The following is a 25,019-nucleotide window of genomic DNA, read 5'->3' on the forward strand; positions in this document are numbered from 1 at the left end:
AGCGAGTTTACTGTTAACTTTAGCGATTTTGGGAGGAGAATGCAATCACATCTCGCGCTGATCATGCCAATTGCTTATGTTCGCTTCTCTTGGGCTGTGATCCAAACCGTCAATTCAGTCTGAATCAACACGATCGATTTCACATCAACAACATATTTTTTATCATGCAAAACGTAAGTTTTTTGAGTAATCAGCTTTTCGTACAGAGGTTGAGCGTCTTTGACATAAGTGGCTCTCTGGCCGATTACGAGCTTGAGCTCGCTTTTAATATCACTCTCAATTTCCTTTTGAATATCTTCGCTAATAAGCTCATCCTGATTTTTGGGAACTAGATGTACATTGACGACGTTAATTAAGGATTGTTTATTTTTGGTCTTGTTTAAACTGTCGATATCGGCGCGCAAATCACGATTTTCTTGTAAATATTTATGCATTTCCACGTACAGCTGCGTATAGGTGTGCTGATGAATACTCATATAGACCGCGCTCCCAATGATGGCTCCCGAAACCATCAGTGCGAAGTTCGCAAGCAAGCGCTGATAGCGGGCAAAAGGAGGAATCCTCAAGGCTGGTGGCCTCCCTTGCATATCATTTGGATGAGCGAGGTACCGATTTGCGCTCCTACGAAAGCGACGACAATCAGAATGATTTGTTTGATCGCAGGATTCAAATGTCCAACGGCTACATGACTTTCTATATAGCGTATCGGATCAATCGTGCCGCCTACAGCAGCCACCATGGCCCAGATTTTAATATTTTCAGCCACAGTCATCATTTTCTCCGTCGGTGATTGGAGGGTCAGCACAGCTGCAATGCCGCTTAACATGCTGCCCCCGAAGACGACCCCGAAAGCAATGCAGAAATATAAAATAATATTTGCCCAAAAGATTCCCATGACTTTACCGCTTCCTTTCCAGTCCGTTATGAGGACAAACTCTCTATACTTAATGTATGGGAATGCACAGCTACAATATGATAATATGTAAGGAATAAAATGAGAGCAGGGAGGAAATGCTGATGAGTTCGTTTGTACACTTGCACGTGCATAGTGAATACAGTTTATTGGATGGTGCCGCACGCATGGAGGAGCTTGTTACACAAGCAGCTAATCTGGGCATGACCTCTCTGGCTTTGACGGATCACGGTGTGATGTATGGGGCTATCGCCTTCTACAAAGCATGTAAGCAGCGTGGTATTAAACCCATTATTGGTTGTGAGGTTTATTTCACAGCGGGCTCCATTCGCGACAAAGGGACAAGACAAGAACAGCCGATCTATCATCTCATTCTGCTTGCCAAGAATTACCAAGGCTATCAGAATCTGATGAAACTTTGCTCGATTGGGCATTTAGAAGGCTTTCATTATAAACCGCGTATCGATCTGGAACAATTATCCAAATATTCAGAAGGACTTATCTGTCTGAGTTCCTGCTTGGGCAGCGAAATCTCGCAGCACTTATTGCATAATCGGCAGGATGAAGCGAGACAAGCAGCGGAGCGTTATCAGCGTATCTTCGGGGATGATTTCTTTCTGGAGATTCAAGATCACGGCATGATTGAGCAGAAAAAAGTGATGGTTTCCATGATCGAACTGAGCAAACAAACCGGTATTCCGCTGATTGCGACGAACGATGTGCACTATGTGACGGAGCCGGACCATGTGATGCAGGATATTCTAATCTGTATTGGAACTGGCAAAACCGTGGATGATACGGATCGGCTCAAAATGGGAACAAGCCAGATGTATTTGAAAAATGAAGAGGAGATGCGGCGTTTATTCGTCCATGTGCCCGAAGCGCTAACGAATACGGCTGTCGTGGCTTCGCGCTGCGAGCTCGAACTTGAGTTTGGCAAATCGATTTTGCCAAGCTTCCGTCCCATCCCTGAGCCTCTTACCGCGGCCCAATATTTACGAGAACTGTGCGAACAGGGCATGAATCAGAGATATGGTGCAAAGCCGGAATGGGAGCAGCTGGACTCACCGCTGAGGAAGCAAGCGGAAGAACGCTTGGCTTATGAACTAGGCGTCATTGAGAAGATGGGTTTCTCCGATTATTTCTTGATTGTCTGGGATTTCATTCGTTTTGCCCATGAAAAACACATCATGACAGGGCCAGGTCGGGGATCCTCTGCTGGAAGCCTTGTAGCTTATGTGCTGCGCATAACCAATGTCGACCCACTTCAATATAAGCTGCTTTTTGAGCGCTTTCTGAATCCAGAGCGGATTTCGATGCCCGATATCGATATCGATTTTAGCGATGAACGTCGGGATGAAGTCATTGATTACGTCGTTGCCAAATATGGGCATGAGCATGTAGCCCAGATTATTACCTTCGGAACGATGGCGGCCAAAGCGGCAGTCAGAGACGTCGGTCGTGTTTTGAACGTTCCTTACGGGGATGTCGATCGCGCGGCGAAAGCCATTCCTAATCAGCTGGGCATGACGCTGACGGAGGCGCTGCAGGTAAGTTCGGATCTCAAGTCTCTAGTTGCTAGACAGCCTAAGACAGCAGAACTGATTGAAATGGCTAAACGTGTAGAGGGTATGCCGCGTCATGCATCGACGCACGCGGCAGGGGTTGTCATTTCCAGAGAGCCGCTCACACAGTATGTCCCCCTTCAAGAAGGGACGACTCAGACGGCGTTGACACAATATACGATGGAGCATTTGGAAGCCATTGGACTTTTGAAAATGGATTTTCTAGGTTTGCGGACATTGTCGATTATTGAACGAACCGTGGATTGGATTGCCCAGATGGAAGGCCTGCATCTGGATTTCGATGGACTGGATATGGATGAGGACCCTATTACTTACGCGATGCTGAGCAGGGGGGAAACCACCGGCGTTTTCCAATTAGAATCAACAGGTGTCCGCAAGGTGCTGAAGGACTTGAAGCCATCTGTTTTTGAGGATATTATCTCTGTACTAGCCTTGTACCGACCGGGTCCGATGGAGTTCATTCCTAAATATATTTATGGTAAACATGGCCAAGTGGAAGTGGTTTATCCGCACCCTACGTTAGAACCAATTCTTCGAGATACGTACGGCATTATCGTGTATCAGGAGCAAATTATGCAGATTGCCTCCTCGATGGCCGGCTTTTCCTTAGGCGAAGCGGATTTGTTACGGCGTGCGGTTTCCAAAAAGAAGCGGGAAGTACTCGATGAAGAACGTGCCCATTTCGTAAAAGGCAGCTTGCAGCAAGGCTTTAGTGCAGAAGAAGCGAATCATGTCTACGATATGATCGTGCGATTTGCCGACTATGGCTTTCCTAGAGCACATGCTACGGCATATGGGGTATTGGCTTTTCAGACGGCCTATCTCAAAGCGCATTACCCAATTTATTTCATGGCTTCCATGTTGACGGCAGTCATGGGTAATCACAGGAAGGTCGCCGAATATGTAGATGAGTGCAGGCGTACGAAAATTGCTGTACTTCCGCCGGATGTGAATAAGAGTGGAACGGTGTTTACGCCTGATCCTCAAACGGGAGCGATCCGGTTTGGCCTTGCTGCAATCAAAAATGTAGGCACGCAGGCAATCGATGCAATTTTGTTGGAACGTAAGAAGTCTGCCTTCGAGAGCTTGCTTGACTTCTGCAGACGTGTTGATTTGCGAGTCTGCAACAAGCGGGTCATTGAATCATTGATTCAGGGCGGAGCTTTCGACTCTTTGGGAGGTCACCGTGCTCAGCTCATGGCTATTTTGGATGAAACGATTGCTTCCGCTACCAAATGGCGCAAGGAGCGGGATGACTTGCAGCTGCACCTCTTCGGATTTGTCGAAGAGCCGAACTGGGAAGTTGAAGTTCCGAACATTCCAGTCATGCCGCAGAGCAAGCAGCTGGAACTCGAGAAGGAACTTCTCGGGATGTACATCTCGGGGCATCCGCTGGATGCCTACGCACAGCCTCTTGAGGAGATGGACGCAGCCATGCTCCACCAGTTGGCTGAGCTGCCGGATAACAGCGAAGTTCTTGTAGCCGGGATGATCCTCTCGCACAAGACGATCATCACCAAGAAGGGGCAGCCCATGGCATTCATGGAGCTGGAGGATCGCATTGACAAGGTCGAGGTGGTGCTCTTCCCCGAGACCTGGAAGAACGCTGCTCCGCTCGTGCAGAAGGGCAGACTCGTCCTCGTCCGTGCGAAGCTGCAGCTGCAGGACGAGGATCCGCCCAAGCTGCTCGCAGATCAGGTGGCCGCGCTGGACGACCCAGCGGCCATTCAGCGGCTTCGCCGGCAGCCTGGGGCGCCTAGGCGCCCAGCTGGCGTAGCCAGCGAGCAGCCTGGGATGCATAGGCGAGCAGTTGACGGAGTCAACGACCAGCCTGCTCGTGCGGCTGCTGTAACTGGGGCCGCGCGCAGCGGCGCCCCTGTCAAGCAAGCGGCCCCGTCAGCGGGCCGCCAGGGAGCCGCTGCCGAGGCGAAGCCGCAGCGGGTGTTCGTCAAGATCTCGGCTAACTGCGAGCAGCCGGATAAGCTCTTGCAGCTGAAGGCGCTGCTGAAGCTGCACAAAGGGCCGCTCGCGGTTGCGCTTTTCTACGAAAGCAGCAACAAGCTTTTGGCCCTGAGCGACCAATACTTGATCGATCCCTCCAAGGATCTGGTCCGGATGATTGAAACGATCATGGGTAAAGATTCCGTAAGGGTGAAATAAAGCATGCTTCCTCCGCATATGAATAGGAACCCGGCATTTCAGGGGCATTCCATGCGTAGGAGGGGGACTTATGACCGAACAACATATGATCCAATTGCTGCAAAAACGCGGTGTGACGGTTGAACAAATTTCCGAAATTGTGTTCAAGCTGCAGAAGCCCTATAATGATCATCTAACGGAGCAAGAATGTACCGACAGTGTAATGGCTGTACTTGCCAAGCGGGAAGTACAATACACGCTGTACACGGGCATCGCGCTGGATGAGCTGGCAGAGAAAAAGCTGCTGCCCGAACCGTTGCAATCCATTCTTGAGGCAGATGAACCCTTGTTCGGTGTCGATGAAACACTGGCCCTAGGTATTGTTCATGTATACGGGATGATCGGATTAACCAGCTTTGGCTACCTAGACAAAGAAAAAATGGGAATTATTAGGACTCTCAATGATGATAAAACTTCTGTGCATGTTTTTCTGGATGATTTAATTTGCGGATTAGCGGCTGCCGCGTCTGCCAGAATCGCCCATCAGAATGAGCATGCGCCTGATTATAGCAGTAAATTACGTCTGGACTAACTCGTTTAGTTCAGACTTCACTTTTTTTTCAAGAACGTGCTCTGTTGCGGGGAAAAGAGAAATTATGATATCATTATTCCATTGTGTGTGCCTATGCTTATTACAGGATGTTTATTATCATCGTACTAAATGCCCTAATCCATGTAGCAATACTTCATAGGAGGTTTTTTTTTCATGTGGACGGTGATATACATAGCTCCTACCGCGAAAATTGCAGAGCGGATTAAACAGAGGCTAACGGAAGAAGGGTTTCTCGTACAAGTAAGGGGTATCTCCTTATCCAAAAATCAGTTTGAAATTGTCGTTCCCGCAGGGGAAGTTGAAGAAGTGCAGGAAGTACTCAATTCTATTTTACATAGATAGTGCAAAGTAGAAGCAAGTAACATGGCTTGTCAGAGATTGACGATAACAGCCAATTAGAGGTGGAAATGTGCTAAAGGATTTATTTCAAAAGCGTAAATACGCAACGATTCCTTCCGAGAAAACAAAAAGGGAAATTCCCGAAGGGTTAATGAATAAATGCCCGAAATGCGGTACCATTCAAACGAGCAAAGAGCTAGAGAAAAACTTAAAAGTCTGTACAGCATGCGGCTACCATTATCGTTTAAGCGCATTGGAACGTATTCAATTAACGCTCGATGAAGGCCAGATTCTGGAATACGATGCGGACATGATTTCTGAGGACCCTTTGCAGTTTCCTGATTATGTTGAGAAATTAGATAAAGCGAAGAGCACGACGAAATTACAAGATGCGATTATTACGGGTGAAGGCACCATTGGCGGCTTCCCGGTCGTGATTGCGGCAATGAGCTTTGATTTCATGGGCGGATCACTTGGGTCCGTTGTAGGAGAGCGAATTACGAGAGCAGTTGAAGCTGCTACTGAGAAGCAAATTCCTATTATTATTTATTCCACTTCAGGTGGCGCTCGTATGCAAGAAAGTATTCTTAGTTTGATGCAAATGGCCAAAACAAGCGCAGCCATATCCAAGCTTAACAACGCAGGCGGGCTCTTTATTTCCGTCATCACAGATCCGACATTTGGCGGTGTTTCCGCAAGTTTTGCGATGCTGGGTGATATTATTATCGCTGAACCAGCTGCACCGTTTGGATTCACAGGCCGCCGTGTTATTGAACAAACCATTAAACAGAAGCTGCCGGACAATTTCCAAACATCAGAATTCAATCTCGAGCATGGTCAGCTCGACAAGGTCGTGCCCCGCAAGGATCTGCGACCTACGTTAATCAAGCTGTTGGACATGCACGGAGTGAAGGGGGAGGCGACTTATGGCGGGTGAAATGCCGTTTGAACAGCCGCTGGCGGAACTAAAGAGCAAGATTGCGGAGCTGCGCAAATTTGGAGCAGAAAAGCAAATTGACTTTTCAGAAGAAATTCGCCGTTTGGAAGAAAGATACGTAGAGCTTGAGGATGAACTTTATGCAAGTATGTCTTCAGCGGAAAAAATGCAATTGGCTCGTCATCCGCAAAGACCGACGACGATTGATTATATTTTATCTATTTTTACTGATTTCATAGAGTTTCATGGAGATCGCTTATATGGAGATGACCTAGCGATTGTAGGTGGACTAGCCAAATTTAACGGCATTCCAGTTACCGTTGTTGGGCACCAAAAAGGGAAAGATACGAAGGATAACATTGCTCGTAACTTCGGTTGTCCGCACCCGGAAGGCTTCCGTAAAGCGCTGCGTATGATGCGTCAAGCGAACAAGTTTAATCGTCCAATCATTACGTTTATTGATACGAAGGGCGCATTCCCCGGGAATGCTGCTGAAGAGCGTGGTCAAGGAGAAGCGATTGCCAGAAATTTGCTGGAAATGGCCTCTTTTCGCGTGCCAATCATCTGTATTGTTATCGGTGAAGGCGGCAGCGGCGGCGCGTTGGCATTAGGAGTTGGCAATAAGGTGTTGATGTTGGAAAATGCGATCTATTCGGTTATTAGTCCGGAAGGCGCGGCTTCCATCTTATATAAAGATGCTTCCAAAGCTTTACATGCCGCAGAAGCAATGAAGATTACGGCAGATCATATTAAGGATCTGAACGTCATTGACGGCATCATTCCAGAGCCAAAAGGCGGCGCACACCGTGATCTGGCTGCACAAGCAGAATTCATTAAAACAGCGATCTGGGAACAGCTTCAGCCTTTGCTAAGCTTGACCGAACAGCAGCTGTTAGAGGACCGTTACCGTAAATTTAGAGACATTGGTCGGTTCACATTCACTCAGGAGGGAAACCATGCGTAAAACGAAAATTGTCTGTACCATTGGACCAGCAAGCGAATCACAAGAAAATTTGAAAAAACTCTTGTTAGCGGGAATGAATGTTGCCCGTCTTAACTTCTCCCACGGAGATTTTGAAGAGCATGGCGCACGTATCCGCAACCTTCGCGCTGCATCCGCTGAGACTGGCAAAGTAGCAGCTATCTTGCTTGATACCAAAGGACCGGAAATTCGTACCGGTAAATTGAAAGAAGAGCCGATTGAGCTTGTACAGGACAAGCACATCATTTTGACTACAGAAGAAATTCTGGGAGATGCAGACCGTATCTCTGTTACTTACTCGGATCTGCCGCGTGACGTTGCAGTAGGATCCACGATTCTGATCGATGATGGTTTGATCGGTCTTACTGTCGTTGACATTCGTGGAACTGAAATCGAGTGTCGTATCGTTAACGGTGGAACAATCAAGAGTAAAAAAGGCGTTAACGTGCCAGGCGTGAAAATCTCTCTTCCGGGTATCACGGAAAAAGATGCCAACGATATTGTTTTCGGTATCGAGCAAGGTGTGGATTTCATCGCAGCATCATTCGTACGTAAAGCTAGCGACGTCATGGAAATTCGTGAATTGCTCGAAAGACATAACGCATCGCACATCCAAATCATCAGTAAAATCGAGAACCAAGAAGGCGTAGACAATCTAGATGAAATCCTCGAAGTTTCCGACGGTTTGATGGTTGCTCGTGGAGATCTTGGTGTTGAGATTCCGGCTGAAGATGTACCCGTTGTTCAAAAGCAAATGATCAAAAAATGTAACATCGTGGGTAAACCGGTTATCACGGCAACGATGATGCTTGATTCCATGCAGCGTAACCCGCGCCCAACTCGCGCAGAAGCAAGTGACGTGGCTAACGCAGTGTTCGACGGAACAGACGCAGTTATGTTGTCTGGTGAGACGGCTGCAGGGAAATACCCAGTTGAGTCCGTGCAAACGATGGCTCGTATTGCTGAGCGTGCGGAAGAAGCTTTGGAATACAAAGAAATCTTCCTTCGTCAAGCACAAGCACAGCAAGTAACAGTTACGGAAGCTATCTCTCAAGCGGTGGCTAACTCGGCGTTGGAGCTTGGAGCAAAAGCGATTTTGACAGCTACAGAAAGTGGATATACAGCAAGAATGGTATCCAAATACCGCCCAAAATCACCGATCATCGCGATCACTCCAAGCGAGCAAGTTATCCGTCGTTTATCTTTAGTTTGGGGCGTTATCCCTGTGATGAGCGAACAAGCCAAAACGACAGACGAGCTGTTCAACCTTGCTGTTGATAGCAGCATCAAAACAGGACTAGTATCCTTAGGTGATATCGTTGTTATCACGGCAGGTGTCCCTGTTGGACGCTCTGGAACCACGAACTTGATCAAAGTTCACCATGTTGGCGAGATGCTTGCCAAAGGTACAGGTATCGGTATGCAAACAGCTACGGGTATCGTTGTCACAGCTCGCACACCTGAAGAAGCAAATTCCAAAATGGTTGACGGAGCCGTGCTAGTTACGGTAACTACAGACAAAGAGTACATGCCGGCTGTACAAAGAGCTTCCGCGTTGATTACGGAAGTTGGCGGTATCACATCTCATGCAGCTGTTGTTGCGCTTAGCCTGGGTATCCCGGTTATCGTAGGCGTTGAGAACGCGGTTGAGCTAATTAAAGACGGTACAGAAGTGTCGATCTATCCAGAAGTAGGTATCATCTACTCGGGTCAAGCGAGCGTACTGTAGGGTATAAACGAAGAGGCTATCTAGTGGGGTCTGAAAAGACCGATCTGGATGGCCTCTTTTTTGTTGTGTTGCTTCCCTCGCCAAAAGAGAGTTCCTGCAACCCCTGTGTTATACTAAACACATATTAATATTTCAGGAGGAATGCATAATCATGAACGAGGACCACTGGTATCAGCACCAGCTGCGCGTACGATATGCCGAAACAGATCAGATGGGCGTTGTGTACCATGCCAATTATTTGAACTGGTTCGAAATCGGACGAACAGAGCTGATCAGAGAGCTCGGCTACCCCTACCGCAAGATCGAGGATAAAGGCTTGCTGCTTCCCGTCGTTGAGGCGGATCTTAAGTTTAAGAAACCAGCTCGTTATGATGATTTGGTAACTATTAACACGCGAGTGCTTGAGATGACCTCGGTGCGGCTCCATTTTGCCTATGAGATTCGTAAGCTGAACGAGGATAAAGCGGCGGATTCAGAGGGGAATTCAGGGGAATTGCTTGTAACAGGAACAACGCGGCATGTTTGGGTGAATCCTTCTTGGAGGCCAGTACGTATAGAGAAGGAAGCGCCGGAATTGTGGCAGCTATTATCTAAGTACTCTTAAAGGGGATGGGCTTATGTTTCGTATCATTCTTGCTATTTTCATCATAGTGCCTGCCATTGAAATTTCTGTGCTTATCGCATTGGGTCATTTTGTAGGCGGCTGGACGACCTTTGGGCTTATATTGTTAAGTGGTTTCCTTGGCGCATATTTCGCTAAGCGAGAGGGGCGTAAAGTGCTGGAGTACGCTCGATTTGAGTGGTCGCAAGGACAACTGCCGGCACAGCAATTGCTGGATGGGATTTGTATTTTCCTCGGCGGTATTTTATTGATTACACCAGGCTTTATTACGGATATCTTCGGGTTCCTGCTTGTTTTTCCATACACGAGACCGATATTCAAGGTCATGCTGCTAGCGTTGATCCAAAGGCAAATCAGCAAAGGCAATATTCATTGGATTAATCGAAGATAAGCCATTCTTAAGCAAACAAAAGCTCGGTCCCCTCTTAGTCAGGAGGAGCCGAGCCTTTTTTTATGTAAGCAGCGATATCATGAAAGATTCTTGCTCGATAGAAAGCTGAGATGAGAATCAAGGAAACAGGGCCAATAATAAGCCCCAGGAGCCCGAACAGCTTGAGCCCTACGAACATCGCGATTAACGTAGCCAAAGGATCAAGTCCGACGGAGGAGGCTAGTACTTTAGGCTCCATAATTTGTCTGGCAATGACGATAACACCGTACAACACACTAAGGCCGATTCCCAGAAACAGATTTCCTTGTGCAAAAAACACGTACAGAATCCACGGCACCATGACCGCGCCTGTTCCCAAATAAGGCATTAGGTCCGCCAGACCTGTCAATAAGCCGATGGTGATCGCATAGTCTACACGCAGGACTAGCAAACCGATGATGACAACCAATGCTGTCAGCGATACCAGGATAAGCTGTGCGCGCATATACCCGAACAATGCTTTTTGTAAATCGTTGCGAATCAATTGCGTGGTTTTCACGATGAGATCTGAGAAAATGCCTTTGTATCTTTTGATGAGCTGATACCAGTCTTTACTTATAAAGAAGGTAGCCAACATGATGATAATTGTAATCGTTGCAATGTTCGGCAGCGAAGTGAGTAAACTTTTGAGCGTGTTAAAGACATAATTAATAATTAATTTACTCACATCAGCAATAGATCCTGCTGTGGACGAGAGGTTGTTATTAACGGTTTCCTGATATTTGGGATTATTTTCGAAAAACTCATTAATTTTCTCAATCCAATCTTGGAAAGCCGTTGAATTGATGAACACATTGAATTGCTCCACCCAGCGGTTAATCTGAAGCTGCAGGGTATCCGCAAGTGATCCTAATTCAACAATGATATTGGCAACTAGCAGGGTGATGGCAGTAACCATGGCCGCTAAAAAGATGAGCATAGAGAAACTGACGGCAAGCCATCGCGGAAATTTGAGCTTGAATTGAAAAAAATTCACAATTGGATTGAGCATAAGCGCCAGAATCCAGCCAAAAATAAAAGGGTAAATGAGTGGAATAACGTAGTAGAAAGCGTAGGCGATTCCAGCTATGATTAAAGCCACCCAAATACCCCTGAAAATCTGGTGAACTAGGCGCGGGTTCAGGATTCTCATCGTTCTTCTCTCCTTGATTCAGTTGTTTGTATTGTAACATGAACATGGATAAATACGGAAACGAACATCTCTTTACAAAATCTTAATATAATTGTGAAGGGGGGACTGCATTGTCGGCATTCCAGTCACATAGTACAATGAGGTAATAAACTAGATCAATTAATTGGAGGCTTTATGAGTATTGCGCGAGAACCCGATCTGAAAGAAGTTAAAGAGCTCAAGGAACATAAAGAACTCAAAGAGATTTCGACCAAATACTTAAATCGTGATTTAAGCTGGATCGAATTCAACTGGCGAGTTTTGGAGGAAGCTCAAGATCCAAGCACTCCACTGCTTGAGCGTGTGAAATTTCTGGCTATCGTATCTAGCAATCTCGACGAGTTCATGAGTGTTCGTGTCGCAGGTCTTAAGGACCAGATTAAAGCGGGGTATACCAAAAAAGATTTTACCGGCTACACACCTGCGGGGCTAATTAAACGGATTATGAAGCGCACGAACAAAATGGTGAGTGAACAGTACAAAACGTATCGCGAAGTCACGAGATTATTGACGAGAGAAGGCATCGTGTTCACCGAATACGAGGATTTAAATACGACCCAGAAGAAAGCCATGGATGCTTACTACCATGATATTATTTTTCCGGTATTAACACCGATGGCTGTGGACCAGAGCCGACCATTTCCACTCGTACATAATCATTCTGTTTACTTGGCTGTCCTACTCATCAGAGAAGGCGATGACCCGGATGATGAGCCTTATTTTGCCATTGTTCAAGTTCCAAGCAATTTATCCCGCTATATCTCAGTACCTACACGGCCTAATAGCAAGAAACAGGAATTTATTCTACTTGAAGAATTAATGGAGCATCATATACAGTCGTTGTTCAGTGGTTACATCCCCATATCCGTTCATGGTTTCAGAGTGACTCGTAATGCTGATCTAACGCTCAATGAAGAAGGGGCCGAAGATCTGCTTGAGGAGATTGAGAAAGAGCTAAGACGCAGGCGCTGGGGCTCTCCTGTGCGGCTTGAGGTTCAAGAGGGGATTCACCCTTACGCGCTTGCCCAATTACAAGAAGAGTTCGAGATTGAAGAGCAAACCTTTGAAATTGACGGACCGCTCGATATCACTTATTTTATGAAACTGGCCAATACGCTCAATGGTTTTGAAAATCTTCGATATCCGCGAATCAACCCTAAATATCCAGTGGAATTTGAGGATGAGGTCGATTTCTTCGATGTGCTGAAGCAAAAGGATGTTCTCGTTCATCACCCGTATGAAACCTTCGATGCTGTGACGGATTTCATTGTCCATGCCGCTTATGACCCTAAAGTGCTTGCGATTAAAATGACACTGTACAGGGCAAGCGGGAACTCGCTGATTATTCAGTCCTTGGCGCGAGCCGCGGAATCCGGCAAGCAGGTTACGGTGGTCGTGGAGTTGAAAGCGCGTTTTGATGAAGAACGGAATATCGCTTGGGCGAGAATGCTGGAGAAGTCAGGCTGCCATGTCGTTTATGGCCTTGTTGGCCTTAAAACACACGCGAAAATTACCTTGGTTGTGCGCCAAGAAGAGAATACTCTCCGCCGATATGTGCATGTGGGGACAGGGAACTATAATGATAATACAGCCCGTCTCTATACGGATGTGGGGCTTTTCACCTCAAACAGTGTCATTGGCGAGGATGCTTCGGCGTTATTCAATGAAATTACCGGCTACTCCGCTCCGCATGATTGGCAGTCTTTCGCTGTAGCTCCTACGGATCTTAAGGATAAACTGTTCGAGCTGATTGAAAGGGAAACGGCTCATGCGAGAGAAGGCAGACCAGCGAAAATCATAGCCAAAATGAATTCATTATCGAATCAAGAAATGGTGGATGCGCTGTACGCGGCGTCGCAGGCTGGCGTGAAGATTGAATTAATTATTCGCGGCGTATGCTGCTTGCGTCCAGGAGTTCCGGGACTTAGTGAGAATATTACGGTGCGAAGTATCGTAGATAGGTTCCTTGAGCATTCACGCATTTACTATTTCCAAAATGGCGGTCTGATTGACGTTTATTTATCTTCCGCTGATTGGATGACACGGAATTTGACGCGTCGAATTGAATTGATGTGCCCAGTCCTTGATCCGCAGATGAAGAAAATGATGATTTCGATTCTGAATGTCAGTCTGAATGACAACGTGAAAGCCAGAGAGCTTATGTCAAATGGTATGTACAGCAGCATAAAAAATGAACTGACCCCATATCGGAGCCAGTTCGAGGCCATGAAAATTACGTCTTGGAAAAAACTCCAGCTTGAATCTTAAGTTTGAGGCCCCAAGCTTTTTCGAAATCTTTGGTAATGGCTGCGAGCTCTTTCAGCTCTAAGATTGGGTTGTGTACACAGAGTAGTTTGAGCGTTAAGGACGTATCAGATCGTGTGACGACCAGCTTATGAACAGGCTGAGTTTCACTGTGATCTAGGGCAGTGGCAAGCTTTAAGAGTGTGCCTAGCTTGACAATTAACACCTCGTCGGATTCTTTCAACAAATCCTTGTAAGCAAGGGTTTGCTGATGGGTCCGGCTTTTTGTTTTGTACGTCGCAATGAGGGAGCAGATCACAATCTCTCGATGCGTGAGTCCATCGATGCGAGCATTTGCTAACATGTACTGAGTATGCTTCAGGTATTGATAATAGTGAACGCTGACACCGATTCGGTGCAGGAGCGCGGTTGTATGCAAATAGCGCCAGCTGCCTTCTTCAAGGTTAGCGTGAACCTCAAGCTTGTCATAGAGCAGCAAGGCAAGCTGATCGACACGTCGGACATGCTTCTCTGCCCCATTGGGATGAAGGCAAAGTAAGTTTTGGATGCTTGCTTCTAAGACATCCTGTTTAATTGGCTGCTGGGGATCGAACATTTCGAAGAAGATCCCGTCGCGAAGTCCCGAACCGCTGATGATGCACTGGGAGGCATTAGCAGCTTGGAACAAGGTATCTAAAATCAGGAGTCCCGGAACGATAATATCGGAGCGTTCTTTAGAAAGGCCGTCGACTTTCTTTCTCTTTTCGATGGGCAGAGAAGACAGTAACGTGACGAAAGATCGAAGCTCTCCGGGCTTCAGTTCGTAGTTATGTGCCAGTTGTAAAGAGTACTTCGAGCGTTTCTGGCTCATTTTGCCGAGCGTTCGAATCGTGCCGCCTAATCCGATCATCGGCAGATTCGGTGACTGGGTGATCCAGGGTTGACTGGCTATCGCATCTTCAACCATGCGGCGAATATCTGCTGACGCCTGTTCAGTGAGATTCGCATTTTTCATGAATTGATGGGTCGTGTTCACGGCACCGAACGGAAAGGAAACACTTTTCATCAGCTTCCGATCTCGCAGTAAAGTAACCTCCGTACTACCGCCGCCAATATCAATGATGAGAGCGTCCCGAATATCAATGGTATTGATAACCCCCAAATAGCCGTATCGCGCTTCCTCCGAACCGCTGAGTACCTCTATCTTCAGACCGGTCTGCTCCTCAAGGACACGGACGATCTCATTAGAGTTGGCCGCGTTACGAATGGCTGCTGTTGCAACTGCTCTTACCGTTTGAACTTCGTGTACTCGGCATAGCAGCGCATAATGCGAAAGAATGGGGACAATAGAAATAATATCTTTGCTATGTAAAATGCCATCATATCCGATGCGTTCACTGAGTCTTGCGGAATCCTTATGCTCGCTTACTACACGGTAGGCTCCCAACTCGTTGATTTCATAGATCACGAGTCGTATCGAGTTGGACCCGATATCGATGATGCCGATTTTTGTGCCGCTGCTCATGTATTTGCTCCTTTATCCGAGAAATCACTGATGCTTTGCCTACATTGTATCAAGGGAAGGCCAACTCGACAAACTTTTGCAAAATTGTTGTATAATTCGGGGAAATAAACAAAAACTTGTAGCGTGTGTTTTAAGTTGTGGAGTAAAATAAAGTGGCTTTTTTGTGTCAAAAAGATTCTTTATGGTAGTGATAATGAAGTTTTATGCCCTATTTTGTTCACTTACCGAGTAAAATACTTTATTATTAAAGTTAGGAAAAAAGCAATTTTTTGCTAATAGAGTAGCTAAGGAGAGATTCCAATGACTGCAACCAAAGGTTTAGAAGGAATTGTAGCCACGACCTCGTCGATTAGCTCCATTGTAGATGGAGTGCTAACATATCGCGGGATTGATATTGATGACCTCGCAGAAAATGCGACATTTGAAGAAGTAATTTATTTGCTTTGGTTCGGCAAACTCCCTAACCAAGCTGAGCTTGAGAAACTGCAAAGCGACCTGAACGCTTATAGCAAGGTGCCTGATGCGGTAATCGACCAGTTGAAAGCATTCCCGAAAGATGTTAATTCCATGGCTGCGCTTCGCACAGCTGTGTCCGCTCTTGCATTGTATGATGAGGAAGCGAACGACTTGAGCCAAGAATCCAATGTGCGCAAAGCGATCAAGCTGCAAGCGCAAATTCCGGGTATCATTGCTGCTTTCGCTCGTATCCGTCAAGGTAAAGAACCGCTGGCTTCGCCTGGATATTCTTCCGTTGCGGCTAACTTCTTGTACCAATTGACTGGAAAAGAGCCAGACAAAGTGGCCATTGAAGCTTTGGACAAAGCGTTAGTGCTTCATGCTGACCACGAGTTGAATGCTTCCACATTCGCGGCGCGTGTAACAGTTGCTACACTTACTGATATATACTCCGGTATCACATCGGCTATCGGCACGCTCAAAGGACCTCTTCACGGTGGTGCAAATGAAGCTGTTATGGCTATGCTTGAAGAAATCGGTACTGTAGAGAATGTAGTTCCTTACATTAACGGCAAATTAGAGCGTAAAGACAAAATCATGGGCTTTGGACACCGTGTTTACAAAAACGGAGATCCGCGCGCGAAGCACTTGCAAAAAATGTCTTACGAGCTTGGTAAAATGACTGGCAACCTGAAATGGTACGAAATGTCCATTAAAGCGGATGAGCTGGTGACAGGCCTTAAAGGCTTGAAGCCGAATGTAGATTTTTACTCAGCTTCCGTTTATACAACACTTGAAATCCCGCGTGATCTGTTCACACCGATCTTCGCGATCAGCCGTACATCCGGTTGGACTGCACACATTCTAGAGCAGTACGAAAACAACCGCTTGATCCGTCCTCGCGCTGAGTACACAGGTCCAGTTAACCAAAAATACATTCCGATTAGCGCTCGCTAATTGGCCTAGATTAGATGTAACGCTCAAGGTGCGGGCAGTTCGGTACCGGCTTCAGGGACTCAAGTTCCTTGGGGGCGTACCGCAACTCCCGTCGCTTTTTGTGTGTCTACCACTCTTCTCCCGACGAGTTATATTTGTGTAAAGGGTACTCGTTGTAGTAACGTAACTAGTGGAGTGCTTGGCAGTGCCTGTAGAAACTTTGTGCCCGCCTTTATAATCGAGTTATTTACATAGGAAAGTTGTTCGCAAATAATGGATTATAACAAGTGGTCGGAATGAACTGTCAAAAAGCATGCAGCATATTGCACCATAGTTAACTCATTAATGCCATTTTAAACAAATCTTAGGAGGAACTATCATGCCACAATTCGAAAACTACGAACTACCAACAGAAGGTCAAAAAATCACCATCGAAAATGGTGTTCTGCAAGTACCTAACAACCCAATCATTCCTTACATCGAAGGTGACGGTACAGGTCCTGATATCTGGGCGGCTTCCGTACGCGTTCTTGACGCTGCTGTAGAGAAAGCTTACAAAGGCGAGAAAAAAATCGCTTGGTACGAAGTTTTCGCAGGAGAAAAAGCTTTCAACAAATTCAACAACTGGTTGCCTAACGATACATTAACAGCTATGCGCGAATACATCGTGTCCATCAAAGGACCATTGACTACACCAATCGGTGGCGGTATCCGTTCCCTGAACGTTGCGCTTCGTCAAGAGCTAGATCTATACGTATGTTCCCGTCCAGTTCGTTACTTCAACGGCGTTCCATCACCGGTTAAACGTCCTGAGCTAGTTGACATGGTTATTTTCCGTGAAAACACAGAAGATATCTATGCAGGTATCGAGTGGGAAGCTGGTTCCGATGCGGTTAAGAAAGTAATTTCTTTCTTGCAAAACGAAATGGGCGTTAACAAAATCCGTTTCCCAGAAACTTCAGGTATCGGTGTAAAACCAGTATCCTCTGAAGGTACAGAGCGTTTGGTTCGCGCTGCAATCGAGTATGCAATCAAACATGGCCGTAAAACGTTAACTTTGGTTCACAAAGGTAACATCATGAAGTTCACAGAAGGCGCGTTCAAAAACTGGGGTTACGAGCTAGCTGAGCGTGAATTTGGTGATAAAACATTCACATGGGCACAATATGACCGTATCAAAGAAGCAGAAGGCGCTGAAGCAGCTAACAAAGCTCAAAAAGACGCAGAAGCTGCTGGCAAAATCATCGTAAAAGATGCGATTGCTGACATCGCGTTGCAACAAGTATTGACACGTCCAACTGATTTTGATGTTATCGCAACATTGAACTTGAACGGTGACTACCTGTCTGATGCACTTGCTGCACAAGTAGGCGGAATTGGTATTGCTCCAGGAGCAAACATCAACTACCTGACTGGTCACGCGATCTTCGAAGCTACGCATGGTACAGCTCCTAAATATGCAGGTCTTGACGTTGTTAACCCAGGTTCTGTTATCCTTTCCGGCGTAATGCTTCTTGAGCACCTTGGCTGGTTGGAAGCAGCTGAGCTGATCTACAAAGGCTTGGAAACTTCGATCAACAACAAAACAGTTACTTATGACTTTGCTCGTTTGATGGAAGGCGCAACTGAAATTAAATGCTCCGAATTCGCGAACGAAATCATCAAAAACATGGCTTAATCATTGTTAACGCTCCAAGGGTACGATAACTAATCATTATTAGGAGGCACATCTCAAATGGCAATCCGTCGTAATAAAATTACTGTTGTCGGTGCAGGCTTCACAGGAGCAACAACTGCTCTTATGCTAGCTCAAAAAGAACTTGGTAACGTTGTTCTTCTAGATATCCCGCAATTGGAAAACCCTACAAAAGGAAAAGCGCTCGACATGCTCGAAGCTGGCCCGGTTCAAGGTTACGACGCTCAAATCACCGGTACATCTAGTTATGCAGATGCTGCTGATTCCGACATCGTCATCATCACCGCAGGTATCGCCCGTAAACCGGGAATGAGCCGCGATGATCTGGTGAACACGAATGCGGGTATCGTGAAATCCGTTTGTGAAAATGTAAGAGAAGTTGCTCCAAACTCTATCGTGATCATCTTGAGTAATCCAGTTGATGCAATGACTTATGTTGCTTATCAAGCTCTGGGCTTCCCGAAAAACCGTGTAATCGGTCAATCGGGTGTACTGGATACAGCTCGTTACTTGACGTTCATCTCTCAAGAGCTGAATGTTTCAGTTGAAGATGTTAAGGGAGTTGTAATCGGCGGTCACGGCGATGACATGGTTCCACTTGTTCGTTACACATACGCAGGCGGAGTGCCAATTGAGAAGCTGATCCCAGCTGACCGTATTGAAGCAATCGTGCAACGCACACGTACGGGCGGCGGGGAGATCGTTAACCTGCTTGGTAACGGTAGTGCATACTACGCGCCAGCAGCGTCCCTTGTGCAAATGACTGAAGCTATTCTGAAAGATAAAAAGCGTATCATACCTACGATCGCTCTTCTCGAAGGCGAGTATGGCTATGATAAGCTGTTCATGGGCGTTTTGACTGTCCTTGGTGCGAACGGTATCGAGAAAATTATGGATATCGAACTTACGGAAGCAGAAAAAGCGGCTTTGGACAAAACGGCTAACTCAGTTCGCAGCGTTATCAAAGTTGTAACAGGTTAATCAAACCAAAGAGCCGATCACCTATTGAAATAGGGGGTCGGCTCTTTTTTTAACTTGTTATTTATGTTACCAAGGCAGCTCTTCGTCTAAATAATAGAATTTACCAGTTGGACCATCAGCAGGTAAAGTAGCTAGTTTCACGCTGGTCATGCTGCCTTCTCTAGCATCCAATTGGGCGTGTTTTCCGCCAATTTCTGTCTTCACCCAACCCGGATGTGCCGAATTTACTTTAATTGAAGTATCTCTAAGTTCATGTGCAAGATGATTAGTAAATAAATTCACTGCTGCCTTTGAAGAGTTATAAGCAAGCAGCTTCATGCCATAAATCGGAGCTTCAGGATTAGCGTGCAGGGTAAGGGATCCTAGAACACTGGACAGATTGACGATTCTACCTGCTGGTGATTTACGAATTAACGGAAGCAATTTTTGGGTTAATTCAATCAGTCTGAAGAAATTGGCATCGAATGTTTCACGAAGAACTTCCGGCGAAACGGTGCTTGTTTCATTCATAGGTGCAAGATGCTCGACTTCTTTCTGTACACCAGCATTATTAATTAAAATATCCAGCTTTCCGTAACGTTGTTCAAAAAAATCATAGGAAGCTTGATGATCTTCAACACGAGTGACATCAAAGACAAGGCTCTCCGCTTGGAGTCCTTCGGAACGAAGTGTTTCCGCGGCACCTTCCCCTTTCTCTAAATCACGTGCTCCAATAACGACCTTAGCACCAAGCTTAGCTAGTTCACGTGCAGTTTCCAATCCAATTCCTCGATTTGCTCCTGTAATAAAAGCAACTTTACCTTCAAGATTAGATGAGTTTGTTGTCATTTTCTATTTCTCCTTTGATTTTAATTTGATAGAAGAACTGTTGGCCGACCATTACGAAATGGTTGGCATCACCGCCTTTCATCTAGAGAGGATCATTTTCAGGATTAATGAGAACGATCATTCTATATTTGGCAAAAAAAATTATTGAAGGATTGATAAGGTTGTGTCGGTAAGGCTTCTTAGTTTTTCTTTGTCATTTGTTGTCTTAACCAGAACACGTAACCCCACCCAAGCGTTATTCAGATAAACCGAAAGATGCTCAGGACTGTGCTGTTTAGAAATTTCTCCTGTTTGCTGTCCATTCACTAACAGGTTATAAAATAATTTCTCTGTAACTAAAAACTCCTCCTGAACTTTAGCAGCCACTTCCGAATCGAGCAAAGCTAATTCTACCGCGGAATTAACCAATAGACAGCCTTTGGGCTGATCGTCTTCTCTGCTAATTGTCATGTCAAACAATAGACGTATGGCCTGTTTTATAGAATTAGTTTGATGAACTCTGTTATTTATATTTGTTTCAATCATTGTTTTGTATCGATTCATTACTTGCATGAATAAATCATGTTTGTCTCCGAAAGTATCGTACATGCTTCTTCTATGGATACCCATATGGGTGACAAGCTCTTGTATGGAGGTTTTCTCATAGCCTTGTCTCCAAAATAAATCCATTGCTATGTCTAGCACAGCATTGATTTCAAATTCTTTATTTCTAGCCATGAGCATTCTCACGTCCTTATTTATGAACTAGTCGTTGTCTACAAAACCTATGTTAACATATTGAGAACGATCAGTAAAGAAAAGGTTTTGACATATTTGGTCACATTTATATGGAGATATGGTGAAAAAGGAGAATTGTTGACATCGCTTTCTTGTCCCAAAGATAGGTATTCGGTATACTTACATAAGAACGATTCTAATTCAAAATTGCGGAGGTTATTAGAATGTATCAAGTCATGATTTTTTTACATGTGCTTAGTGCCTTATTGCTTGGCGTATACGTCGTGTTCCCGTTCATTGTGGGACGTGCCGCATCGTTAACTGGCGCTGCACTCGAGGGGTTTATGGGGCTGCTGTCTACGTTAAATCGGGTTGGGCAATTTTCATTGATTGTGACCTTCATCACAGGCGGAGCTATGGTTTCCAAAGTTGACGCATCCGTGTTGTGGATGGTACTGGCTGTTGTTTTACTGGTTATCGTGGGAGCGGTGACTGGCATGATCGGCGGAAGAATGAAGAAGTTGGTTGCTAACGCTAAGGCTGGAAACAGCACGGCAACAGATGCTGCGAAAATTAAAACATTCAGCTGGATTGCCGCGGTAGCGGTAGTGGTTGCTATCTTGTTTATGACGAATCCTCAAATATTGGGTTAAGGTTGAAGTAAAAGAGAGGCTGTATCAAGAGTAGAATATTCTACTTTTGATACAGCCTCTTCGTATTATTGGGTCCTCAGGAATGGGGAGGAGTCAGGTGAATTAAAACCTTTTCAAATCGTGGAATCGCCTTGGTTTGGATTTAGCGTAATCTCATCCAGTGTTTTCTCAAACGAAGCGCTCATATGTTCAAGGAAATAATCAACTTCCGGCATATTCATTTTCTTTAAGCTTTCTAGAATTTGCTGCTTCGCAACAACGAATTCGCGGTTGCCGGTTGAAAGTTCTGTTAAGCACTTGATGTAAGCCTCAAGCAAGTCTGCAGCCTTCACCCAGCGGTAAAGCTCGGGATCTGGTTCCTGAATCAGCTTACGGTAGATGTCGCTAATTTCCGGCGGAATCGTCTGAATGAGCCGCTCTACCGCGACATCTTCGATTTCGCGGAAATTGCGCAGAATCTGCTCATTGTTATGTTTGACGGGCTGAGGGATATCACCCGTTAATACCTCAGAAGCATCGTGGAACAAGGCGATAGAGACAACACGATCCGTAGGGACATTGCGGCCATAGACTTCATTGGCAATCGTACAAAGCATATGCGCGATCGTGGAGACGTAGAAAGAATGCTCAGCTACAGTATCCCTGCGCATGTTCCACATGAGACTCCAACGATCGATGTATTTGAGGCGGTATAAATAAGCAAAAAAGTGATGATTCATGAGGTCTCATGTACTCCTTCAGTTTGATTTCACGCTCGGCGCCACCCGCGCAGCCACCGTTCCGGTGGCCGGGGTGTAGACGAGCGGCAGCCCGACCACCGCGCTCAAATCATCGAGCGCGATCGTGACCTGCCCGTGCTCGCGCAGCACGGGCTCTTTCAGCTTCACGCGCGCCGAGCCGCGCGTAGCCTCAGTCGCATTCACCTGCAAGGTGAATGCCTCTTGCCCGAGGCGGAGGCGAAGCGCTCCGCCTTCTGCACTTGCGCTGCCGCCGAGCTGCGCTATGGCAGCGGCCGCGTCCACGCGCAGCGGGGCGCTGCCCGGGTGCGCCTGAATGCGGCGCTGGATCGAGCGGTCCAGCAGCTCCGGCGTGATGCCGGGGCTTCCCGCATTGATCCGCGGGATGAGCAGATGGTCGGCGCTGCGCGTGGCCATCTCGGGGGAGATCGTGAAGGCGTAGCGGATGCCCGCCTTCTGGATTTGTTCCGTCGCCGCAGGCGACGTGATGCCGTATGGATACGCCATTGTGTCGAGCGGCGCGTCCGTCAGCCCTGCAAGCTTGCCGACGCAAGCTTGTGTATCTTGCAACACGCGCTGCTTGTAGGCGTCGTCGCTTTCTGCATCCAAGCGGCCGACAAGTGCAGCATCGCCGCTCGGCAGCTTGTTATGCAAGCTATCGGTGTGGCAGCCGATATCGATGAAATTCGTCGCATGGGTCATTTCGCTGATTTGTTCCTTGGACATCGAAGGAATATAGGATGCCATCGGATCAGCCAAATCATGCGTGATGACAAAATTGACAGCGGGAACACGCAAGCTTTTCAGAATTGGATAAGCCCCTGTATAAAAGCTCTGATACCCATCATCAAAGGTCACTAGGACCGCATTGGAAGGAACCGTGGCGCCAGCCAAATATTGCTTAAATTCATTCAGGGAAATAAAATGATAGCCCTTGCTTAGTAAAAATTGCAGCTGATTCTGAAACAGTGAGGATGTAATGGTGCTGGAGCTTGTATCGGTGTCATGGATATGATGATACATGAGGACAGCAACTTGATCCTGATAGTAAATATCTTGAGATCGCTTAGCGGAGAGCGGCGTAAGCAGAAGCGTGAGCCCTATCAGACTCAGCAGAATCGTGATCCCGATTCTTTTGGACATGTCAGCGTAACTCCTTATATGATATAATAGTTTGTAATGATTATTATTTGTTAAGTCGAGAGGAGCCATTTTTAGTCATGCAGCATTTTTATCAAAGCGTCTACGATCTAATTGTCGAAACGTCCACAAACCTTCCGGGTGATGTACGTCGTGCGGTGCAAGCCGCAAGTGAAAAAGAAGACAAAGGAACTCGCTCAGCGCTCTCCCTATCCCGTATTGCCGATAACATTCATATGGCGGAATGCAATGTCTCTCCGATTTGCCAGGATACAGGCATGCCAACGTTTATTATACACTGTCCGGTTGGGGCAAACCAAATTATTATGAAGAAGCACATTCTTGAAGCAGTCGCCAATGCGACCAAAGCCAGCAAGCTTCGCACGAATTCCGTAGATTCCTTAACAGGCGCCAATACTGGCGACAATTTGGGACCTGGAACCCCGGTTATTCATTTCGAACAATGGGAACGCGATGAAGTGGAAGTGAAGCTGATCCTGAAGGGCGGCGGCTGTGAGAATAAAAACATTCAATACAGCTTACCTGCTGATCTCGAGGGTGTAGGCAAAGCTGGACGCGATCTTGATGGTATCCGCAAATGTATCATGCATGCCGTGTACCAAGCACAAGGGCAAGGGTGCAGTGCAGGCTTTATTGGCGTTGGCATCGGCGGCGACCGGACAAGCGGTTATGAGCTGGCGAAACACCAATTGTTCCGCCATGTTGATGATGTGAACCCGCATCCAGAGCTTCGTAAAGTTGAAGAGTATGTGTTAGAGCATGCGAATACACTCGGAATCGGTACTATGGGTTTCGGTGGGCAGGTCACACTATTAGGCTGTAAAGTTGGTGTGGCAAACCGTTTGCCTGCTAGTTTCTTCGTTTCCGTTGCCTACAACTGTTGGGCGTTCCGCCGTCAAGGCGTACTGCTTAATCCTGAAACTGGCGAAATCAACGGCTGGTCGTATCCGAGAGGAAGCGAAGTTTCCTTCCAAGAAGCTTTTGAAGCGAGTGCCGAAGCGGCTAAAAATGTGAAGGAAGATGAACGTCGCGAGATCGTTTTGACTACTCCGATTTCGGAAGAGCAAATTCGCAGTTTGAAAGTCGGCGATGTGGTCGTTATTAACGGGACTATGCACACGGGACGCGACGCGCTGCACAAATATTTGATGGATCATGATGCTCCGCTTGATTTGAACGGTGCAGCTATTTACCACTGTGGACCGGTTATGAGCAAAGACGAAGATGGCGAGTGGCATGTGAAAGCGGCTGGCCCGACGACAAGTATTCGCGAGGAGCCGTATCAAGGCGACATTATCAAGAAATTCGGTATTCGCGCGGTCATCGGAAAAGGCGGAATGGGTCCGAAAACATTAGCAGCGCTTAAGGATCACGGCGGCGTTTATCTAAATGCAATTGGCGGTGCTGCGCAGTACTACGCACAATGCTTTAAGAAAGTAGAAGGCGTTGATTTCATGGAATTCGGTATTCCTGAAGCTATGTGGCACTTGGAGACAGAGGGCTTTGCTGCTATCGTTACAATGGATTCACATGGCAATAGCTTGCATGCTGATGTTGAGAAAAACGCATTCGAGAAGCTGTCAGCGTTGAAAGAACCTGTTTTTAAATAAGCTTAAGCGTTAAT

Annotated in this window: 22 protein-coding genes; 14 read left to right on the top strand and 8 right to left on the bottom strand. The window is 46.5% G+C overall.

The annotated features are described in order from the left end of the window. Positions 1-74: 74 nt before the first annotated feature. Both AC58VC_RS13800 and AC58VC_RS13805 read right to left on the bottom strand, forming a co-directional pair. Positions 75-566 (bottom strand): sporulation membrane protein YtrI, encoded by a 492-nt coding sequence (locus AC58VC_RS13800; protein WP_497369332.1) that lies wholly within the window; start codon positions 564-566, stop codon positions 75-77. Beyond that, positions 563-895 carry a YtrH family sporulation protein gene (locus AC58VC_RS13805; RefSeq protein ID WP_127458086.1) on the bottom strand — a complete coding sequence of 111 codons (333 nt, stop codon included), beginning with the start codon at positions 893-895 and terminating at the stop codon, positions 563-565. The genes AC58VC_RS13800 and AC58VC_RS13805 overlap by 4 nt, the downstream gene beginning before the upstream one ends. Before the next feature lie 122 nt (positions 896-1,017). On the opposite strand from AC58VC_RS13805, the gene AC58VC_RS13810 reads away from it, so the two are divergent. The 8 genes from AC58VC_RS13810 (at position 1,018) to AC58VC_RS13845 (ending at position 10,251) form a co-directional block, all read left to right on the top strand. Continuing rightward, entirely contained in the window at positions 1,018-4,659 is a 3,642-nt protein-coding gene (locus tag AC58VC_RS13810) for a DNA polymerase III subunit alpha (RefSeq protein ID WP_497369333.1), read from the top strand. A 70-nt stretch (positions 4,660-4,729) separates the two neighbouring features. Next, positions 4,730-5,230 carry a phosphatidylglycerophosphatase A family protein gene (locus tag AC58VC_RS13815; RefSeq protein WP_497369334.1) on the top strand — a complete coding sequence of 167 codons (501 nt, stop codon included), beginning with the start codon at positions 4,730-4,732 and terminating at the stop codon, positions 5,228-5,230. Between the two features lie 174 nt (positions 5,231-5,404). Then, on the top strand, positions 5,405-5,593 hold the full coding sequence (locus tag AC58VC_RS13820; RefSeq protein ID WP_057307280.1) for a hypothetical protein: 189 nt from the start codon (positions 5,405-5,407) through the stop codon (positions 5,591-5,593). 67 nt (positions 5,594-5,660) lie between these two features. Next, positions 5,661-6,527, top strand: a complete 867-nt coding sequence (gene accD, locus AC58VC_RS13825; protein WP_497369335.1) for an acetyl-CoA carboxylase, carboxyltransferase subunit beta — start codon at positions 5,661-5,663, stop codon at positions 6,525-6,527. Then, positions 6,517-7,491 (top strand): acetyl-CoA carboxylase carboxyl transferase subunit alpha, encoded by a 975-nt coding sequence (accA, locus tag AC58VC_RS13830; RefSeq protein ID WP_497369336.1) that lies wholly within the window; start codon positions 6,517-6,519, stop codon positions 7,489-7,491. The genes accD and accA overlap by 11 nt, the downstream gene beginning before the upstream one ends. Further along, entirely contained in the window at positions 7,484-9,238 is a 1,755-nt protein-coding gene (gene pyk, locus AC58VC_RS13835) for a pyruvate kinase (RefSeq protein WP_497369337.1), read from the top strand. Before accA ends, pyk begins: the two co-directional genes overlap by 8 nt. 151 nt (positions 9,239-9,389) lie before the next feature. Then, positions 9,390-9,842: an acyl-CoA thioesterase gene (locus tag AC58VC_RS13840; RefSeq protein ID WP_497369338.1), complete on the top strand. Its 453-nt coding sequence runs from the start codon at positions 9,390-9,392 to the stop codon at positions 9,840-9,842. A 13-nt stretch (positions 9,843-9,855) separates the two neighbouring features. Beyond that, positions 9,856-10,251: an FxsA family protein gene (locus AC58VC_RS13845; RefSeq protein WP_145659570.1), complete on the top strand. Its 396-nt coding sequence runs from the start codon at positions 9,856-9,858 to the stop codon at positions 10,249-10,251. Positions 10,252-10,285: 34 nt separating this feature from the next. Here the strand turns inward: AC58VC_RS13845 and ytvI are convergent, their stop codons facing one another. Beyond that, positions 10,286-11,422 (bottom strand): sporulation integral membrane protein YtvI, encoded by a 1,137-nt coding sequence (gene ytvI / locus AC58VC_RS13850; RefSeq protein WP_497369339.1) that lies wholly within the window; start codon positions 11,420-11,422, stop codon positions 10,286-10,288. 174 nt (positions 11,423-11,596) lie between these two features. Here ytvI and ppk1 point away from each other — a divergent pair, with 174 nt between their 5' ends. Further along, positions 11,597-13,729 carry a polyphosphate kinase 1 gene (ppk1, locus tag AC58VC_RS13855; RefSeq protein ID WP_497369340.1) on the top strand — a complete coding sequence of 711 codons (2,133 nt, stop codon included), beginning with the start codon at positions 11,597-11,599 and terminating at the stop codon, positions 13,727-13,729. Here the strand turns inward: ppk1 and AC58VC_RS13860 are convergent. Continuing rightward, complete coding sequence (locus AC58VC_RS13860) at positions 13,695-15,230, bottom strand: Ppx/GppA phosphatase family protein (protein ID WP_497369341.1); 1,536 nt, start codon at positions 15,228-15,230, stop codon at positions 13,695-13,697. The genes ppk1 and AC58VC_RS13860 overlap by 35 nt on opposite strands. Before the next feature lie 300 nt (positions 15,231-15,530). Here AC58VC_RS13860 and citZ point away from each other — a divergent pair, with 300 nt between their 5' ends. The 3 genes from citZ to mdh all read left to right on the top strand — a co-directional run bounded on the left by citZ (position 15,531) and on the right by mdh (position 19,299). Beyond that, entirely contained in the window at positions 15,531-16,643 is a 1,113-nt protein-coding gene (gene citZ / locus AC58VC_RS13865; RefSeq protein ID WP_497369342.1) for a citrate synthase, read from the top strand. A 358-nt stretch (positions 16,644-17,001) separates the two neighbouring features. Then, positions 17,002-18,300 carry an NADP-dependent isocitrate dehydrogenase gene (icd, locus tag AC58VC_RS13870; RefSeq protein ID WP_477499822.1) on the top strand — a complete coding sequence of 433 codons (1,299 nt, stop codon included), beginning with the start codon at positions 17,002-17,004 and terminating at the stop codon, positions 18,298-18,300. Between the two features lie 57 nt (positions 18,301-18,357). Continuing rightward, entirely contained in the window at positions 18,358-19,299 is a 942-nt protein-coding gene (gene mdh / locus AC58VC_RS13875) for a malate dehydrogenase (protein ID WP_497369343.1), read from the top strand. A 66-nt stretch (positions 19,300-19,365) separates the two neighbouring features. Here mdh and AC58VC_RS13880 read toward each other — a convergent pair whose 3' ends face one another. Further along, positions 19,366-20,127 (bottom strand): SDR family oxidoreductase, encoded by a 762-nt coding sequence (locus tag AC58VC_RS13880; RefSeq protein ID WP_497369344.1) that lies wholly within the window; start codon positions 20,125-20,127, stop codon positions 19,366-19,368. A gap of 141 nt (positions 20,128-20,268) precedes the next feature. Then, complete coding sequence (locus AC58VC_RS13885) at positions 20,269-20,844, bottom strand: TetR/AcrR family transcriptional regulator (protein ID WP_497369345.1); 576 nt, start codon at positions 20,842-20,844, stop codon at positions 20,269-20,271. A gap of 224 nt (positions 20,845-21,068) precedes the next feature. On the opposite strand from AC58VC_RS13885, the gene AC58VC_RS13890 reads away from it, so the two are divergent. Then, positions 21,069-21,497 carry a hypothetical protein gene (locus AC58VC_RS13890; RefSeq protein WP_497369346.1) on the top strand — a complete coding sequence of 143 codons (429 nt, stop codon included), beginning with the start codon at positions 21,069-21,071 and terminating at the stop codon, positions 21,495-21,497. Between the two features lie 113 nt (positions 21,498-21,610). Here AC58VC_RS13890 and yfbR read toward each other — a convergent pair whose 3' ends face one another. Together yfbR and AC58VC_RS13900 are read right to left on the bottom strand one after the other, a co-directional pair. Beyond that, a complete protein-coding gene (gene yfbR / locus AC58VC_RS13895) occupies positions 21,611-22,216 on the bottom strand; it encodes a 5'-deoxynucleotidase (protein WP_497369347.1) in 606 nt (201 codons plus the stop codon). An 18-nt stretch (positions 22,217-22,234) separates the two neighbouring features. Next, positions 22,235-23,377 carry a polysaccharide deacetylase family protein gene (locus tag AC58VC_RS13900; RefSeq protein ID WP_497369348.1) on the bottom strand — a complete coding sequence of 381 codons (1,143 nt, stop codon included), beginning with the start codon at positions 23,375-23,377 and terminating at the stop codon, positions 22,235-22,237. A 77-nt stretch (positions 23,378-23,454) separates the two neighbouring features. Between AC58VC_RS13900 and AC58VC_RS13905 the strand changes: the two genes are divergently transcribed. Beyond that, complete coding sequence (locus tag AC58VC_RS13905; protein ID WP_497369349.1) at positions 23,455-25,005, top strand: fumarate hydratase; 1,551 nt, start codon at positions 23,455-23,457, stop codon at positions 25,003-25,005. Positions 25,006-25,019: the final 14 nt, after the last annotated feature.

The sequence above is a fragment of the Paenibacillus sp. J22R67 genome (assembly GCF_059692175.1).

Excerpts from the sequence above, each read along its gene's own strand:
- AC58VC_RS13890 (WP_497369346.1), top strand. The coding sequence starts at position 21,069 with ATGTATCAAGTCATGATTTTTTTACATGTGCTTAGTGCCTTATTGCTT.
- AC58VC_RS13860 (WP_497369341.1), bottom strand. The coding sequence starts at position 15,230 with ATGAGCAGCGGCACAAAAATCGGCATCATCGATATCGGGTCCAACTCG.
- ytvI (WP_497369339.1), bottom strand. The coding sequence starts at position 11,422 with ATGAGAATCCTGAACCCGCGCCTAGTTCACCAGATTTTCAGGGGTATT.
- ppk1 (WP_497369340.1), top strand. The coding sequence starts at position 11,597 with ATGAGTATTGCGCGAGAACCCGATCTGAAAGAAGTTAAAGAGCTCAAG.
- icd (WP_477499822.1), top strand. The coding sequence starts at position 17,002 with ATGCCACAATTCGAAAACTACGAACTACCAACAGAAGGTCAAAAAATC.
- yfbR (WP_497369347.1), bottom strand. The coding sequence starts at position 22,216 with ATGAATCATCACTTTTTTGCTTATTTATACCGCCTCAAATACATCGAT.
- AC58VC_RS13815 (WP_497369334.1), top strand. The coding sequence starts at position 4,730 with ATGACCGAACAACATATGATCCAATTGCTGCAAAAACGCGGTGTGACG.
- AC58VC_RS13820 (WP_057307280.1), top strand. The coding sequence starts at position 5,405 with ATGTGGACGGTGATATACATAGCTCCTACCGCGAAAATTGCAGAGCGG.
- AC58VC_RS13880 (WP_497369344.1), bottom strand. The coding sequence starts at position 20,127 with ATGACAACAAACTCATCTAATCTTGAAGGTAAAGTTGCTTTTATTACA.
- AC58VC_RS13840 (WP_497369338.1), top strand. The coding sequence starts at position 9,390 with ATGAACGAGGACCACTGGTATCAGCACCAGCTGCGCGTACGATATGCC.
- citZ (WP_497369342.1), top strand. The coding sequence starts at position 15,531 with ATGACTGCAACCAAAGGTTTAGAAGGAATTGTAGCCACGACCTCGTCG.
- AC58VC_RS13905 (WP_497369349.1), top strand. The coding sequence starts at position 23,455 with ATGCAGCATTTTTATCAAAGCGTCTACGATCTAATTGTCGAAACGTCC.
- accA (WP_497369336.1), top strand. The coding sequence starts at position 6,517 with ATGGCGGGTGAAATGCCGTTTGAACAGCCGCTGGCGGAACTAAAGAGC.
- AC58VC_RS13845 (WP_145659570.1), top strand. The coding sequence starts at position 9,856 with ATGTTTCGTATCATTCTTGCTATTTTCATCATAGTGCCTGCCATTGAA.
- AC58VC_RS13805 (WP_127458086.1), bottom strand. The coding sequence starts at position 895 with ATGGGAATCTTTTGGGCAAATATTATTTTATATTTCTGCATTGCTTTC.
- AC58VC_RS13885 (WP_497369345.1), bottom strand. The coding sequence starts at position 20,844 with ATGGCTAGAAATAAAGAATTTGAAATCAATGCTGTGCTAGACATAGCA.
- mdh (WP_497369343.1), top strand. The coding sequence starts at position 18,358 with ATGGCAATCCGTCGTAATAAAATTACTGTTGTCGGTGCAGGCTTCACA.
- AC58VC_RS13810 (WP_497369333.1), top strand. The coding sequence starts at position 1,018 with ATGAGTTCGTTTGTACACTTGCACGTGCATAGTGAATACAGTTTATTG.
- pyk (WP_497369337.1), top strand. The coding sequence starts at position 7,484 with ATGCGTAAAACGAAAATTGTCTGTACCATTGGACCAGCAAGCGAATCA.
- AC58VC_RS13900 (WP_497369348.1), bottom strand. The coding sequence starts at position 23,377 with ATGTCCAAAAGAATCGGGATCACGATTCTGCTGAGTCTGATAGGGCTC.